Annotated in this window: 11 protein-coding genes; 9 read left to right on the top strand and 2 right to left on the bottom strand. The window is 65.0% G+C overall.

The genetic code is table 11. The annotated features are described in order from the left end of the window. Positions 1–20: 20 nt before the first annotated feature. Positions 21–1,331 carry a DNA recombination protein RmuC gene (locus ARGLB_RS17920; protein WP_003805198.1) on the bottom strand — a complete coding sequence of 437 codons (1,311 nt, stop codon included), beginning with the start codon at positions 1,329–1,331 and terminating at the stop codon, positions 21–23. 91 nt (positions 1,332–1,422) lie between these two features. On the opposite strand from ARGLB_RS17920, the gene ychF reads away from it, so the two are divergent. From ychF to ARGLB_RS17900, 4 genes are all read left to right on the top strand, one after another. Further along, positions 1,423–2,508, top strand: a complete 1,086-nt coding sequence (ychF, locus tag ARGLB_RS17915; RefSeq protein WP_003805196.1) for a redox-regulated ATPase YchF — start codon at positions 1,423–1,425, stop codon at positions 2,506–2,508. Between the two features lie 325 nt (positions 2,509–2,833). After that, positions 2,834–4,612, top strand: coding sequence for an ABC transporter family substrate-binding protein (locus tag ARGLB_RS17910; RefSeq protein WP_003805194.1), 1,779 nt, complete (start codon positions 2,834–2,836; stop codon positions 4,610–4,612). Between the two features lie 177 nt (positions 4,613–4,789). Further along, positions 4,790–6,331, top strand: a complete 1,542-nt coding sequence (locus ARGLB_RS17905; protein ID WP_003805192.1) for an ABC transporter permease — start codon at positions 4,790–4,792, stop codon at positions 6,329–6,331. Then, the gene (locus ARGLB_RS17900) at positions 6,328–7,461 is read left to right on the top strand and encodes an ABC transporter permease (RefSeq protein WP_373279133.1); all 1,134 of its coding nucleotides are present in this window, start codon (positions 6,328–6,330) and stop codon (positions 7,459–7,461) included. Before ARGLB_RS17905 ends, ARGLB_RS17900 begins: the two co-directional genes overlap by 4 nt. 43 nt (positions 7,462–7,504) lie before the next feature. Here the strand turns inward: ARGLB_RS17900 and ARGLB_RS17895 are convergent, their stop codons facing one another. After that, a complete protein-coding gene (locus ARGLB_RS17895) occupies positions 7,505–8,134 on the bottom strand; it encodes a PH domain-containing protein (protein WP_003805189.1) in 630 nt (209 codons plus the stop codon). 79 nt (positions 8,135–8,213) lie between these two features. Between ARGLB_RS17895 and ARGLB_RS17890 the strand changes: the two genes are divergently transcribed. From ARGLB_RS17890 to ARGLB_RS17870, 5 genes are all read left to right on the top strand, one after another. Continuing rightward, positions 8,214–10,088, top strand: coding sequence for an ABC transporter ATP-binding protein (locus tag ARGLB_RS17890; RefSeq protein WP_003805187.1), 1,875 nt, complete (start codon positions 8,214–8,216; stop codon positions 10,086–10,088). Between the two features lie 271 nt (positions 10,089–10,359). Beyond that, the gene (locus ARGLB_RS17885) at positions 10,360–12,045 is read left to right on the top strand and encodes a peptide ABC transporter substrate-binding protein (RefSeq protein WP_003805183.1); all 1,686 of its coding nucleotides are present in this window, start codon (positions 10,360–10,362) and stop codon (positions 12,043–12,045) included. A 129-nt stretch (positions 12,046–12,174) separates the two neighbouring features. Continuing rightward, positions 12,175–13,104 (top strand): ABC transporter permease, encoded by a 930-nt coding sequence (locus tag ARGLB_RS17880; protein ID WP_003805181.1) that lies wholly within the window; start codon positions 12,175–12,177, stop codon positions 13,102–13,104. Beyond that, positions 13,094–14,044 carry an ABC transporter permease gene (locus ARGLB_RS17875; RefSeq protein WP_003805178.1) on the top strand — a complete coding sequence of 317 codons (951 nt, stop codon included), beginning with the start codon at positions 13,094–13,096 and terminating at the stop codon, positions 14,042–14,044. Before ARGLB_RS17880 ends, ARGLB_RS17875 begins: the two co-directional genes overlap by 11 nt. 11 nt (positions 14,045–14,055) lie before the next feature. Beyond that, positions 14,056–15,822, top strand: coding sequence for a dipeptide ABC transporter ATP-binding protein (locus ARGLB_RS17870; RefSeq protein ID WP_043419618.1), 1,767 nt, complete (start codon positions 14,056–14,058; stop codon positions 15,820–15,822). Positions 15,823–15,864: the final 42 nt, after the last annotated feature.

The following is a 15,864-nucleotide window of genomic DNA, read 5'->3' as shown; positions in this document are numbered from 1 at the left end:
GCGTCCGTCCGGCGTCTCCTTTAGGCGGCGTCCTCTTCCGCCGCGGCCGACCGCGGTTCGCCGGCTATCAGTTCGCCGGCGTCCAGTTCGGCCGCTGCCAGCTCCGCGGCGTGCAGGTCAGCGTACTGCCGTGATTCGCCCTGCAGTTCCGGGGCCGCGGGCGAACGCGGCGTGACCTGCACAGCCGGAGGCGTCACCAGTCCGCTGGCGTCCAGGGCATTCAGTTTCCGCGCCGTGGGAAGCACCCGTGCCTCCAGCGTGCCGACCATCGCGTTGTAGCGGTCCACCGAGGTTTTCAGCGAGGACCCGAGCTTGCCCACGTTGTCCCCGAGCGTGCCCATCCGCTCGTACAGCTGCCGGGCAAGCTCGAAGAGCTCCCGTGCACTGTCCGTCAGAACGTCCTGGCGCCACGTGAACGCCACTGACTTGAGCACCGCGAGCAGTGTGCCGGGGGAAGCCAGCACCACATTCTTGGACAGCGCGTGATCCAGGAGCGCAGGGTCGGCGGACAACGCGGCGGCGAGGATGGACTCGGCCGGGACAAAGCAGATCACCAGTTCGGGCGAGTTCCCTGAAATGTCCCAGTACTTCTTGGTGCTGAGGGCGTCCACATGCGTCTTCAGTGCCTTGGCGTGCGCCGCCAGGAGGTTTTGCCGCGCTGCCTGGGTGAGTCCGGGCTTGTCAATGGCTGACTGTCCCAGCTCCTGCGCCTCAAGGTAGGCGGACAGGGGGACCTTGGCGTCGACAACGAGCTGCTTGTCGCCTGGCAGCTGGACCACAAGGTCCGGCCGGACCGCGGCCTCGGCGCCTGATGTGCCGTGGTGCTGCTCATGGAAGTCGACGTGCCTCATCATGCCGGCCGCCTCCACGACCCGGCGCAGCTGCACTTCGCCCCACTGCCCGCGCGCGCTGTTCGACCGGAGCGCCGACTCAAGCGCATGCGTGGACCGCATCAGCTGCTCGTCCGTCAGGCGGGCCTCCTGCAGCTGCTGGGCCAGCTGACCGTACTGTTCCAGCCGGTCACGTTCCAGCAGGGATACCTGCTGCTGCACCGCCGTGAGCTTCTCAGCCACCGGCGCCAGTGCGCGCAGGACGCTGGCGTCCTGCTCACGCGACGTGCCCAACTCCCGGTTCTGGGCGGACAGAAGTTTCCGTTCGGCGTCCGCGGCAGCAAACTGGGCGCTCACCTCCGAAAGGCGGGCCGAAACGCCGTCGAAATCGGCCTCCAGGGCGGTGCTTCGGCGGCGCAGCACCACGTACACCGCGCCCGCGCCGGACACGGCGCCCAGCAACAGCATTAAAAGGGCCAGAATGACTGCAAAAGGTTCCATGCCTTCACTGTGGCACGGGGCTGTGACATTTATTGTGAAGGCAGCACCCGGCGGCACGGGATGCGAGGGCCACCGGGTAGAATCAATGTCCGTGGCTCTTACTATTGGCATCGTCGGACTGCCCAACGTCGGCAAATCAACACTTTTCAACGCACTGACCCGCAACCAGGTCCTGGCCGCGAACTATCCGTTCGCCACCATCGAACCCAATGTCGGCGTCGTGAACCTGCCCGACCCCAGGCTCCAGCAGCTCGCCGGGATCTTCGGCTCGCAGCGCGTACTGCCCGCTGCTGTCTCCTTCGTTGACATCGCAGGCATCGTCAAGGGCGCCTCCGAAGGGGAAGGCCTGGGAAACCAGTTCCTCGCCAACATCCGTGAAGCGGAGGCCATCGCCGAAGTGGTGCGCGTCTTCGATGACCCTGACGTCATCCACGTCGACGGCAAGGTCGACCCCCGCTCGGACATGGAAACCATCAACACCGAGCTGATCCTCGCCGATCTGCAGACCATCGAGAAGGCCATTCCCCGGATCGAAAAAGAGGTCAAGATCAAGAAGCGGGAGGCCGCGGAGCTCGCTGCCATCAAGGCCGCACAGTCGGTGCTGGAGCGCGGCGACACCATCTACTCGTCCGTCACGAGCGACAAGCTGGAGATGGAGCACCTCAAGGAGCTCAGCCTCCTGACGGCCAAGCCCTTCATCTACGTCTTCAACGCGGACGAGGGGATCCTCGGCAGCGAGGAGAAGCAGGCCGAGCTGCGCGCCATGGTAGCGCCGGCCGACTGCATCTTCCTTGACGCCAAGCTCGAGTCCGACCTGGTGGAGCTGGACGAGGCCGAGGCGCGCGAAATGCTCGAAATGAACGGGCAGGACGAATCCGGGCTGGACCAGCTGGCCCGCGTCGGATTCCACACGCTGGGGCTGCAGACCTACCTCACAGCCGGGCCCAAGGAGGCACGCGCGTGGACCATCCACCAGGGCGACACCGCCCCGCAGGCAGCCGGGGTCATCCACTCGGACTTCCAGCGCGGCTTCATTAAGGCTGAGGTTGTCTCCTTCGAGGACCTCATCGACGCCGGCTCCATGGCGGAGGCGAAGTCGCGCGGCAAGGTCCGCATCGAAGGCAAGGAATACGTCATGTCCGACGGCGATGTGGTGGAGTTCCGCTTCAACGTGTGAGTTTCCACTGAGGTACTCAGTGATTGAGTATTAACAGCGGAAAAGCCCCGGTCCTTTGGACCGGGGCTTTTTTGTGATTGGACCACTACCCTCCGTGCAACACGGCGTCAAGGAAAAAGGGTGCTGGCTTTTCGTTCGGCAACAGGATGGTTGCATCTCGATAACAACCTTTACTGAGGGACAACTTTCGGACCGCAGGTACCGGGTTCGGGTCTAGGCTACTTGTCATGTGAGACTCGCCACATCTCACTGGGGGGATGTAGCGGGTCTGGCCGGCGCCCACAGCGAAGGTCTTTTCCACACTCACAGAAACATAGGAGGCGGAATGCGATTCAGTCGTATTTCCAAAGCAGTAGGCGTTGCAGCCGCGGCTGCACTGGCGCTCAGCGCCTGCGCGAGCACCAATGGCGGGACAACCCCGTCCAGCAATGCGGCCGGCAAACAGGGGGGAACAGCCACTGTAGTTGAGGTCAACGCGTTCAACACCTTCAACCCGAACACGGCCGACGGCAACACTGACATCAACTCGAAGGTCAGCTACGCCACACACTCCGGGTTCTATTACATCGACAACCAGCTGAACATCGTCCACAACGACAAGTTCGGCAAGATGGAAAAGACGTCTGACGATCCGCTGACCGTCAAGTACACCATCAACGAAGGTGTGAAGTGGTCGGACGGCACGCCCGTCACCGCAGCGGACCTGCTCCTGCAGTGGGCAGCCTTCTCCGGGTACTACAACGACGCCGACGCCGAGGGCAAGGCAGGAACATCCTACTTCTCCTACGCCGGTGACCCCACGGGCCTGAAGCTCACCGACTTCCCCGAAATCGGCGACAACAACCGCTCCATGACCATCAAGTACTCCAAGCCGTTCGCCGACTGGGAGATCGCGCTGGGCGGACAGGGCATTGATATCCCGGCCCACGTCCTGGCCAAGAAGGCCGGCCTGGCAGACACGCAGGCGTTCATCGATCACCTCAAGAGCCTGCCCCGCGGCGACTCCAAGGCGCCCAAGGCCGCCGATGCGAAGCTCAAGGCCATGTCCGACATGTGGAACACTGGCTTCGACTCCAAGACCCTGCCGAGCGATCCGAGCCTGTTCCTGTCCAACGGCCCGTTCGTTGTCCAGAGCATCAACCAGGACCAGTCCCTGACCATGGTCCGCAACAAGGACTACAACTGGGGCCCCGAGGCCAAGCTGGACGAGATCACTGTCCGCTACATCGGTTCCTCCCCGGCACAGGTCCAGGCGCTGAAGAACGGCGAAGCTGACATTATCGCTCCGCAGGCGTCGGCTGACACGCTCGAACAGCTCAAGGCACTCGAGAGTCAGGGCGTCACGGTGGAACAGGGCAACCAGCTCTCCTACGACCACATCGACCTGAACTACTCGGGACCCTTCGCTGACAAGAGTGTCCGCGAGGCATTCATCAAGACGGTGCCGCGCAAGGACATCGTGGACAAGATCATCAAGAAGCTCGATCCGGAGGCAAAGCCCCTGGACTCGCAGCTGTTCGTCCCCGCGCAGCCGGCCTACGAAGCCTCCGCGCAGGGCAACGGCTCCTCGGCCTACCAGGACGCCGATGTTGATGCTGCCAAGAAGCTCCTGAACGGTGCGACCCCCGAGGTCCGCATCATGTACAACAAGGACAACCCGAACCGTGTGGACGCGTTCTCGCTCATCCGCGAGTCCGCCACCAAGGCCGGCTTCAAGATCGTCGACGGCGGACTTGGCGCCTCTGACTGGGGCAAGGCCCTGGGCAAGGGCGGGTACGACGCCACGATCTTCGGCTGGATCAACCCCGGCGTCGGAGTCTCCGGCGTGCCGCAGATCTTCCGCTCCGGCAACGGTTCCAACTTCAACAAGTTCAGCGATCCTGAAGCCGACAAGCTCATGGACGAACTTATTGTGACGACTGACCGCAGCAAGCAGGATGAACTGACCAAGCAGATCGACAAGAAGATCTGGGACTCGGCATACGGCCTCCCGCTGTTCCAGTCTGTTGGTGTTGACGCTTACAGCGACCGCATCACCGGTGTGAAGTTCATGCCGAACCAGACAGGCGTCTGGTGGAACTTCTGGGAGTGGGCCGAGAAGTAAGCCCATGCCACGAAGTGCAACTAGCTAGATGAGGCGCCGGGACCAGCACCACGGTCCCGGCGCCTTGCAGCGCCATCTCCCGGCAGTGCCTGTGTTGGCAGCACAAGCAGTAAGGCGCCGCCAAACCTGCGACCGGTCCGGGCAATCCCCGGGCCCGAATCCTGAGGTTGTATCACAATGGTGACCTACATAGTCCGGCGGCTCGTCACCGCCGCACTCATCCTTTTGGGCGCATCCTTCCTGGTGTATCTGCTGACCGCAGCATCAGGCGATCCGCTCGCGGAGTTCCGCGCCAGCAGCGCCCCGAACAAGCAGCAGCTCATGGACTCGAGATCCGCACTGCTGGACCTCGACACGCCTGCGCCCGTGCGGTATTTCAAATGGCTCGGCGGCGCCGCCCAGTGCCTGGTGCCCTTCACCGGCTCCTGCAATCTCGGCAAGAACATCGCCGGCCAGCCCATCACGGACGCCCTCGGCCATGCACTCATTCAGACGCTGACACTCGTCACCGGGGCCACCGTTCTGGCCATTCTCGTGGGCATCACGCTGGGCATCATCACCGCCCTGCGCCAGTACAGCACACTGGATTACGGCGTGACCTTCATGGCCTTCCTGTTCTTCTCCCTGCCGATCTTCTGGGTCGCTGTCCTGCTCAAGGAATTCGGCGCCATCGGCTTCAACAACTTCCTCCGCAACCCGGAGATACCCCTGCCGGTCTCACTCGGCGTCGGTGCCGTCTTCGGCGCCGTGGCGATGATCGTGGCCGGCGGCGACGCCAGGCGCAGGGCACTCATCGGCGGCATCGTCTTCGCCGCAGTCGCCGCGGTCCTCATCTACTTCTCCGTTACCCAGTGGTTCAAGACACCCGGCCTGGGCCCGGTGGTCATCGCCATAGCCGGGGTGGGCATCGCCTTTGCCGTGACCCTGCTAACGGCAGGGCTGCGGAACCGCAAGGCGCTGCAGTCCGCCCTGATCGCCGTGGGCGCGGGAGTGGTTCTCTACTTCGTGCTCCAGCCGCTGCTGAACCAGGCGACGTTCCTGATGATCGTGCTGCTGGCTGTCGCAGCGGTCCTGGTCGGCATGGCCATCGGCTACTTCATGGGCGGCTACGACCGCGGGCAGTCCATGCGCGCGGCGGCCATCACGTCCTTCCTCCTGGGCTTCCTCATTCTGCTGGACCGTTTCATGCAGGCCTGGCCCGCCTACTTCAACAACAGCAGGGTCCGGGGACGGCCGATCGCCACCATCGGCGCCGGCACTCCGAACATCGAGGGCGACTTCTGGATCCTGGGCATCGACTCGTTCACCCACCTGATCCTGCCCACCACCGCGCTCATCCTCATTTCCCTCGCCGGATACACAAGGTTCACCCGCGCGTCCATGCTGGAAATCATGAACATGGACTACATCCGTACGGCGCGGGCCAAGGGTCTTTCCGAGCGGACTGTCGTCATGCGCCATGCCTTCCGTAACGCCCTGATACCGGTGGCCACCATCGTGGCGTTCGATATCGGCGGCCTGATCGGCGGCGCGGTCATCACCGAGACTGTCTTTTCGGTCCGGGGCATGGGGTTCCTGTTCCTGGACGGCATCCAGCACGTTGACCCGAACCCGGTCATGGGCGTCTTCATTTGCGTCGCCATCACGGCCATGGCGTTCAACCTCATCGCGGACCTCGCCTACTCCGCACTGGATCCACGAGTAAGGGTGAAAGCATGAGCCAGCCCAGTCAGCAGGATGAAATCATGGCGGAGGAGGCCGGCCTGCGGCAGGAACCTGCAGGCATCGAGCCTGTCTCCGAAGCCAGGGGCCTGAGCCAGGGCCAGATTGTCCGCAAGCGGTTCCTTGGCCACTCCGGCGCCATCGCCGGCCTTGCCGTCTTCGCCATCATCTTCGTCATGGCCTTCACGTCTGTGGGCTATGCCGGGATCCCCGGCTGGTGGAAGTACACCCATGAAGCCGTCTCACCGCTAGTCAACGACGGCGCCCCCACGGCTTCACTGTGGCCCCTGGCCTGGGGCGAGCATCCCTTCGGCCAGGACCGGATCGGGCGCGACCTGTTCGCCATGACCATGCGCGGTGCCCAGCAGTCCATCACGATCATGGTGGTCATCGGCCTTATCGCCGGCCTGATCGGTGTGGTCGTCGGGGCGCTGTCAGGCTATTTCCGGGGCTGGATGGAAGCCGTCCTGATGAGGCTCACCGACGTCATCATCATTGTCCCGGCGCTGCTCCTCGCCGCCGTCATGGCGCAGCTCGCAGGACGCCGGGATGAAGGCAGCTGGTTTGCGTCCTTCGCCAGCAGCAACGGTGTCCTCGCCCTTGGCATCTTCCTGGGGCTCATCAGCTGGGTGGGCCTGGCGCGACTCATGCGCGGCGAATTCCTCACCCTGAGGGAGCGCGAGTTCGTCGACGCGGCGCGGATTTCCGGGGCCAGCAACGCCCGGATCATCTTCAAGCACATCCTGCCCAACGCGGTGGGCGTCCTGATCGTCAACGTCACCCTGACCATGTCGGCGGCGATCCTTACCGAAACGGCCCTCAGCTACCTCGGCGTCGGCGTCAAGTCCCCGGACACCTCCCTGGGCCTGCTCATCTCCCAGAACCAGGAAGCCTTCGCTACCCGCCCCTGGCTGTTCTGGTTCCCCGGCCTGTTCATCGTCCTCATCTGCCTCAGCATCAACTTCATCGGCGACGGCCTGCGGGACGCCTTTGACCCGCGGCAGAAGAAGTTCAACGCCAAGAAGGCCAGGGACGCCGGGGCAACACCTCCGGCGGCGACGCCGGTGGCGGCGCTGGACAGCAGGGCAGATGATGGCCGGACCGCCGGCGGGGACAGGGGAGCCTGAGGTGCTGCTGCGACGCCGCGGGCGGGCGCAGCGTGCTTCCTGCCTACAGGACGGCCACGCTCCAGTAGCTGAGCCCGAGAAGGACCAGGGCGGCGGCGGCCTCGCGCCAGCGGAACTTCACGCTCACCGGAGTGGTCTCGGCTGCTCCGGCATCGAGGAGTCCCGATTCGACCAGCTGCTGCCAGCGTCCACGGACCAGCTGCGCGGCCTGTCCCGAGTCGGTGCTCTTGAGGTCGCCGGGGCGGACGGAGTTCCCCGGCCCGTACGTGCTGTCCGGCAGTCCCCGGAGGTCCTCGGGGCGGGCGTTGCGTCCGCCCCAGATGCCGGGGGCGGGGGCTGCCCAGGCCCCGTAGCTTCGGCCGGGCGTGACGAGGGTCAGCGCGTACCGGGTGTCCACCTGCACGAGCGCCGCCCACGGGACCGTGATGGCGCGGAACGGGTTCTCGATGGTGACTCCGGCGTCGTGGACCACCACCGCCGGACGCCAGAACAGCAGCCAGCCCAGATAGGCGATAAGCAGCAGCGGCCCGGCACCGGCCAGGGCGGGGACTCCGCCCGCCACAACGAGGCCAGCCAGCCCGGCGGCAGCCACGAACCACGAGAATCCGGCAAACCATTTGTTGGTGCGCGCTTTGAAGATTGCGGCGTTCCCGGCATGCGGCACAGTGCTCATGCCCCCAATAATTCAGTATTCCCGGCCGCAGCACTAATCTCAGCTGCTCCGCTGGCCCGGGTGGAAGGAAAACCCCAACATGTCTGACTACATCAGTCCTGACCGTCCGGCGTCGGACCCGCTGGAGCCGGGCTCCATGGAGCCCGGCTCCGGGAGGCGAAGGGCAGACGGGAAGGGTTCCGTCGTCCTGGAAGTGCGCGACCTCAGCGTCGACTTCGGCGTGGAAAAGAAGTGGGTGCCGGCCGCCGTCGGCCTCAACTATGAGGTCCGCGCCGGTGAGGTCCTGGCCATCGTGGGCGAGTCCGGTTCGGGCAAAAGCGCCAGTTCCATGGCGCTCCTGGGCCTGTTGCCCAGCAACAGCCGGGTGTCCGGCAGCGTAAGGCTCTCCGGCAAGGAACTGCTGGGCGAGGATGCCGCCAACATCCGCAGCGTCCGGGGCAAGGACGTGGCCGTCATCTTCCAGGAGCCCATGACGGCGCTGAACCCGGTGTACACGGTGGGCGCGCAGATCGTCGAGACGGTGCGCCTGCACAACGAAGTGTCACCGGACCAGGCCAAGGAGCGCGCCCTGCGGATGCTGGAACTCGTGGAGCTGCCGGACCCGGTGAAGGCGTTCAAGTCCTATCCGCACCAGCTCTCCGGCGGCCAGCGGCAGCGTGCCATGATCGCCCAGTCGCTGTCCTGCGATCCCAAGCTGCTGATCGCTGACGAGCCAACCACTGCCCTGGACGTCACGGTGCAGGCGGAGATCCTGGACCTGATGCGGAACCTTCGCAACAAGCTGGACAGTGCCATCGTCCTGATCACCCACGACATGGGCGTCGTGGCGGACCTCGCCGACCGGATCGCCGTCATGCGCAAGGGCTTGATCGTGGAGACCGGCACCGCAGAGCAGATCTTCCACAATCCCCAGCACCCGTACACGCAGGCGCTGCTCGCGGCCGTGCCGCACCTCGGCCAGGGCGGAACGGACGCCGCACCGGACGTGGACGTGACTGCAGCGTTGGCCGCTGCCACCCACGCAGAGCTCGACTCCGTGGACCACGAGGAACTGGTCCGCCGCGAGCGGGAGAACGCGGCGGCCCTGGCAGCCGCCGTATCCAGGGGGCCCGTGGGCGAACCGGTCCTGGAGCTGACCGACGTCGCCATCGAGTACCCGAAGCAGGGCCGCGTGCCGGCCTTCCGCGCCGTCGAGGGGGCCAACCTGACCATCCATCCCGGGCAGGTGGTGGGCCTTGTGGGGGAGTCCGGGTCGGGCAAGACCACCATCGGGCGCGCCGCCGTCGGACTGCTGCCGGTCGCGGCCGGAACGATGCGCGTGGTGGGCGAGGACATTTCCGCCGCGAAGAAGAACGGCAAGCAGCTGCACCAGGTGCGGCGCCACATCGGCATGGTGTTCCAGGACCCGTCCTCGTCCCTGAACCCGAGACTGCCCATCGGCGAAAGCATCGGCGAGCCCATGTACCTTGCCGGCGTGGCGAAGGGCGCCGACCTGCAGAAGCGCATCGAGGCGCTGCTGGACCAGGTGGAGCTGCCGCGGAACTACCGGAACCGGTACCCGCACGAGCTGTCCGGCGGCCAGAAACAGCGTGTCGGCATTGCCCGGGCACTCTCGCTCAAGCCCAAGCTGATGGTGGCGGACGAGCCGACGTCTGCGCTCGACGTGTCGGTGCAGGCCAAGGTCCTGGAGCTGTTCCAGAACCTCCAGCGCGAGCTCGGGTTCGCCTGCCTTTTCGTCACCCACGACCTCGCCGTCGTGGACGTGCTGGCAGACCGCATCTGCGTCATGCAGCGCGGCCGGATCGTGGAGCAGGGCACCCGCGACCAGATCCTGCGCAACCCGCAGGAGGCCTACACGCAGCGGCTGCTCGCCGCCGTGCCGCTGCCGGATCCGGAAAAGCAGCGCGAGCGCCGGGAATTGCGCGCCCAGCTGCTGGCCACCGGAACGGAATAACAGGGGAGTTGTGGGAGAGCCCGGACATCGCCCAGGGGTGAGCTGTGTCACAAAGCGGGGCATGATACCAGCGGGTAACTTGCGCCCTTAAATCGTCCGGCGTGTCCAACACCATCCGGTTACGGTTTGGTAACGGCGTATCACTATCTGGACGTTTTGCGGTTAGGCTTCATGCTTGTGTTGCCCACGTCACAGACCACCTTCTGTGTCCTGGGCTTCGGGGATACACCTGAGTCCCCACCAATCTCTCCCACAACTCCTAGGAGGCGGAATGCGTTTTGCGCGCACTTCCAAAGCATTGGGCATGGTGGCCATCGCCGCCCTTGCCCTGTCCGCTTGCGGTGCCGGAGGCGGCACCAGCAACGGTTCCGGCAGCGCTGCCGGAGATCCCAACAAAGTCATCACGGCCTACAGCAACGAGCCGCAGAACGCGCTGTTGCCGGCCAACACCAACGAGGTCTACGGCGGCCGCGTCGTAGAGCTGCTGTACGAAGGCCTTCGCGCCTACGACGCCAACGGCAAGCCGGTCAACGCGCTCGCTGAATCCATCGAGTCGCCGGACGGCCAGAACTACACCATCAAGGTCAAGACCGGCACCAAGTTCACCAACGGCGAGGAAGTCACGGCCAAGAGCTTCGTTGACGCCTGGAACTTCGCGGCGTTGAGCACCAACCTGCAGAACAACGGCACGTTCTTCGAATCGATCGAAGGCTACGACGACGTTAGTGCCGTCAAGACCGAAAAGGGCGCTGACGGGGAGGAAAAGGACGTTCCGGCCCCCACCGCCAAGACCATGTCCGGCCTCGTCCTGAGGGACGACTCCACGATCCAGGTCAAGCTCAGCCAGCCGGAGGCCGACTGGCCGCTTCGCCTTGGCTACTCGGCGTTCTACCCCCTGCCGTCAGAGGCGATGAAGGACCCGAAAAAGTTTGGTGAAGACCCCGTCGGCAACGGCCCGTACAAGCTCGCCAAGGAAGGCGCCTGGGTCCACGACCAGTCCATCTCGCTGGTCAAGAACGGCGACTACAGCGGTCCCCGCGCGGCCAAAAACGGCGGTGTGACCTTCAAGTTCTACACCGACCCGGGCCCCGCCTACACCGACATCCAGGCCAACAACCTCGATGTGACGGACGTGCTTCCCACCAACGCGCTGCGGACTTACGAGACCGACTTCCCGGAGAACCACCTGAACAAGGCCTACGCCGGCAACGCCACGCTGAACATTCCGGTCTACAACCCCAACTTCCAGGGGGAAGCCGGCAAGCTGCGCCGCCAGGCGCTGTCGATGGCCATCAACCGCGAAGAAATCACGAAGGTGATCTTCAACGGGACGCGCATCCCGGCGAAGGACTTCACCGCCCCTGTCATCGACGGCTACAACGAAAACGTTGCCGGCTCGGAGTTCCTCAAGTTCGACGCCGCCAAGGCCAAGGACCTGTGGGCCAAGGCTGAGGCCATCAAACCCTACGATGCCTCCAAGCCGCTTCAGCTGGCGTACAACACCGACGGTGGCAACAAGGAATGGATCGACGCCGTAGCCAACAACATCAAGAACACCCTTGGCATCCAGGCTGAGGGACAACCGTTCGCGAAGTTCGCCGAAATCCTGAACCTGCGCAAGTCCAAGACCCTTCCGGGCCTAACCCGTGCGGGATGGCAGGCAGACTACCCTTCCCTGTACAACTTCCTCGGCCCGCTCCTGAAGACCGGCTCCAGCTCGAACTACGAGGGCTACTCCAGCCCTGAGTTCGACAAGCTCCTCAAGGAGGGCCTGGGCGCGAAGTCAACCGACGACGCCAACAAGAAGTTCGCCCAGGCGCAGGAAGTGCTTTTCAAGGACCTGCCCAACCTGCCCCTCTGGTACCAGGCCCGCCAGGCCGTGTGGAGCCAGAACGTCACCAACGTGGACAGCGGCTGGAACGGCGTGCTCCAGTACTACAACATCACCGCCAAGTAGTCCCTGGAACCACCCAAATCAGTCAGCACATGGGGGTCCGGCCCAGGATGCCGGGCCCCCATGGGCCATGAACCAGCATGAAAGCTGCCCCATGAATCCCCAATGTCAATTCGCCGGGGAGGAACTGCTGTGATCCAGTACGTCCTCCGTCGGCTGCTGCAGGTGATTCCCGTCTTTGTCGGGACCACCCTGCTCGTTTACTACATGGTGTTCGCCCTTCCCGGCGACCCCATCGCCGCCCTGTTCGGCGACCGCCAGCCCAACCCTGCCGTCATAGCTGCCCTGCGGCAGCAGTACCACCTCGATGAACCGTTCTGGGTGCAGTACGGGCTGTTCCTGAAGAACCTGTTCACCTTCAACCTCGGCAACGACTTCACCGGGCAACCCATCGCCGCCACGCTGGGCCGGGTCTTCCCTGTGACCGCGATGCTGGCCATAGAGGCCCTCGTCATCCAGGGCGTCTTCGGCGTGGCCGCTGGCCTCTTCGCCGGCCTGCGCAAGGGCAAGCTCTTTGATTCCACCGTGCTCATCGCCTCGCTGGTGGTTATCGCCATCCCCACCTTCGTGCTCGGCTTCGTGCTGCAGCTGGTGGTCGGCGTGCAGTTGGGATGGGCCAAGCCCACCGTGGGATCCGACGCCTCCTGGGGGACGCTGCTGCTCCCGGCGTTCGTCCTGGGCCTGGTGTCCTTCGCCTATGTCCTCCGGCTCACCCGGGCGTCCGTGATCGAGAACATGAACGCCGACTACGTCCGGACCGCTACGGCCAAGGGCCTCTCGAGGCCGCGCGTAGTCCTGGCGCACATCCTGCGCAACTCGATGATTCCCGTGGCCACCTACCTGGGCGCCAACCTGGGCGCACTGATGGGCGGCGCCATCGTCACCGAGGGCATCTTCAATGTTCCGGGTGTCGGGCAGAAGCTGTACCAGGCCATCCTGCGCAGCGAAGGCCCCACGATCGTTGCGATCGTCAGTGTGTTTGTGCTCATCTTCGTGGTGGCGAACCTGCTGGTGGACCTGCTCTACGCCTGGCTCGATCCAAGGATTCGCTATGACAAGTAACTACCAGGCAGACCACTACGTCGCACCCATCGACGAAACCCCGCTGCTCGCCACCGACTCCGTCAGGACGGACCAGGCACCCCTGAGCCTGTGGGCCGAGGCGTGGCGCAAGCTGCGCCGCCGCCCGCTGTTCATCGTTTCGGCACTGCTGATCGTGCTGCTGGTGGTCATTGCACTCTTCCCGGGTCTTTTCACCCAGGTCGCGCCCAACGACAACTGCGACCTGCAGTTCTCCGACGGGGCGCCGACGGCCGGCCATCCGTTCGGCTACACCTTCCAGGGCTGCGACGTCTTCTCCCGCGTCATCCACGGAACGCAGGCGTCGCTGTCGGTGGGCGTGCTGTCAGTCATTTTCGTGCTGGTTATCGGCGTGACGCTCGGCGCGCTGGCCGGCTTCTTTGGCGGCTGGCTCGACGCGGTCATTGCCCGCCTCGGCGACATCTTCTTCGCCCTGCCGCTCGTCCTGGGGGCGCTCGTGATCACGCAGCTTCCCTTCTTCAAGGACAACAAGAGCGTCTGGACGGTGGTCATGGTGATCGTGCTGCTGGCCTGGCCGCAAATGGCCCGCATCACCCGCGGCGCCGTCATGGAGGTGCGGAACGCCGACTTCGTGACCGCCGCACGGTCCCTGGGTGTGTCCAGGATGGGATCCCTGCTCCGGCACGTCCTGCCGAACGCCCTTGCCCCCATCATCGTGCTTGCCACCATGGAACTGGGGGTGTTCATCGTCGCCGAGGCCACTCTGTCCTTCCTGGGCATCGGCCTGCCCGGCAGCGTCATGTCCTGGGGCAATGACATCGCCGCCGCCCAGCCCTCGCTGCGGACCAATCCCGCCGTCCTGCTGTATCCCGCGACGGCCCTGTCCATCACCGTGTTGAGCTTCATCATGCTGGGCGATGCCCTCCGCGATGCGCTCGACCCGAAGAGCCGTCAACGATGAAGGTGCCCCACATGACAACTTCCAAGATCAGCGTCAGCGAAGCGGGTGCATCGGATGTGAAGCCCCTGCTGGAAATCAGGGACCTCGCCATTTCCTTCGCCACCAGCGGCGGTGAGGTCCAGGCGGTGCGCAACGCGCACCTGACCATCATGCCTGGGGAAACGGTCGCCATCGTGGGCGAGTCCGGTTCCGGAAAGTCGACGACGGCGCTGGCCGCCATCGGCCTGCTGCCCGCCAATGGCCGGGTGTCCGGCGGCCAGATCCTGCTCGACGGCGAGGACATCGCCGGGGCGCCGGAGAAGCGCATGATCGAGCTCCGGGGCAACACCATCGGCATGGTTCCGCAGGACCCGATGTCCAACCTGAACCCGGTATGGAAAATCGGCTACCAGGTCCGCGAAACGCTGCGGGCTAACGGACGCCCTGACGGGCCTGACGACGTCGCCAGGGTCCTTGCCGAGGCAGGGCTTCCGGACGCACACCGGAGGGCAAAGCAGTACCCGCACGAGTTCTCCGGCGGCATGCGCCAGCGGGCGCTGATCGCCATCGGCCTGTCCTGCCAGCCGCGGCTGCTCATCGCCGATGAACCGACCTCCGCACTCGACGTCACGGTCCAGCGGCAGATCCTGGACCATCTGGACAAGATGACCACCGAGCTTGGCACATCCGTGCTGCTCATCACCCACGACCTTGGCCTGGCGGCAGAGCGCGCCGACAAGGTGGTTGTGATGTACCGGGGCAACGTGGTGGAGGCGGGTCCTTCGCTGGACCTGCTGCGCAACCCGCGTCACCCCTACACGCAGCGGCTGGTCGCCTCGGCACCCTCCCTCGCGTCCCGCCGTATCCAGGTGGCCAAGGAGCTTGGCGTGGAGTCCGAAGATCTCCTGGCCCCGTCCGAGGCGTCACCCGGGGCCGCCTTCACCGGGACCACGGCGCAGCACCGGGCCCAACAGGGTAAGGACAAGCCGGAGGAGGTCCTGCGCGTCGAAAATCTCAGCAAGGTCTTCAAGCTGCGGTCCGGCATCGGGCGGTCCGCCGACTTTACCGCAGTGGATTCCGTGTCCTTCGGCGTGAAGCGCGGCACCACGACGGCGATCGTGGGCGAGTCCGGCTCGGGTAAATCCACGGTGGCCCAGATGGTGCTGAACCTGCTGCCGCCGACGTCCGGCAGGATCGTGTTCGACGGCGTGGATACCGCCACTCTGAACAGCAGGGAGATCTTTGCCTTCCGCCGGCGCGTGCAGCCGATCTTCCAGGACCCGTACGGTTCCCTCGACCCGATGTACAACATCTTCAGGACCATCGAAGAGCCGCTGCGGACCCACAAGGTGGGCAACAGGGCAAGCCGCGAAAAGAAGGTCCGCGAGCTGCTGGACCAGGTGGCTCTGCCGCAGTCCACCATGCAGCGGTACCCGAACGAGCTCTCCGGCGGCCAGCGCCAGCGCGTGGCGGTTGCCCGCGCCCTGGCACTCGATCCGGAGGTCATCATCTGCGACGAAGCTGTGTCGGCGCTGGACGTGCTGGTGCAGGCGCAGGTACTGAACCTGCTGGCAGACCTGCAGGCCAACCTGGGGCTGACGTACCTGTTCATCACGCATGACCTTGCCGTGGTCCGGCAGATCGCCGACCACGTGTGCGTGATGGAGAAGGGCAGGCTCGTGGAGACGGGTGCGACGGACGACGTTTTTGACGCGCCGCAGCAGGAATACACGAAGGCCCTGCTCAACGCCATCCCCGGGGCCAGCCTCATGCTTCCCCCGGAAGTCGCCACGGCGTAGCCACCGTCCATGCGGGCCGGCACGGCGCGGCACCAATAAAAA

The organism is Arthrobacter globiformis NBRC 12137 (assembly GCF_000238915.1).
GTDB lineage: Bacteria > Actinomycetota > Actinomycetes > Actinomycetales > Micrococcaceae > Arthrobacter > Arthrobacter globiformis.
Note: the sequence above shows the minus strand (reverse complement) of the source record. Positions and strands in the feature narration are given on the sequence as shown.

Bases quoted from the DNA above. Each gene is read 5' to 3' on its own strand.
- ARGLB_RS17910 (WP_003805194.1), top strand. From the start codon at position 2,834: ATGCGATTCAGTCGTATTTCCAAAGCAGTAGGCGTTGCAGCCGCGGCT.
- ARGLB_RS17920 (WP_003805198.1), bottom strand. From the start codon at position 1,331: ATGGAACCTTTTGCAGTCATTCTGGCCCTTTTAATGCTGTTGCTGGGC.
- ARGLB_RS17890 (WP_003805187.1), top strand. From the start codon at position 8,214: ATGTCTGACTACATCAGTCCTGACCGTCCGGCGTCGGACCCGCTGGAG.
- ARGLB_RS17885 (WP_003805183.1), top strand. From the start codon at position 10,360: ATGCGTTTTGCGCGCACTTCCAAAGCATTGGGCATGGTGGCCATCGCC.
- ARGLB_RS17870 (WP_043419618.1), top strand. From the start codon at position 14,056: ATGACAACTTCCAAGATCAGCGTCAGCGAAGCGGGTGCATCGGATGTG.
- ARGLB_RS17895 (WP_003805189.1), bottom strand. From the start codon at position 8,134: ATGAGCACTGTGCCGCATGCCGGGAACGCCGCAATCTTCAAAGCGCGC.
- ARGLB_RS17875 (WP_003805178.1), top strand. From the start codon at position 13,094: ATGACAAGTAACTACCAGGCAGACCACTACGTCGCACCCATCGACGAA.
- ARGLB_RS17905 (WP_003805192.1), top strand. From the start codon at position 4,790: ATGGTGACCTACATAGTCCGGCGGCTCGTCACCGCCGCACTCATCCTT.
- ARGLB_RS17900 (WP_373279133.1), top strand. From the start codon at position 6,328: ATGAGCCAGCCCAGTCAGCAGGATGAAATCATGGCGGAGGAGGCCGGC.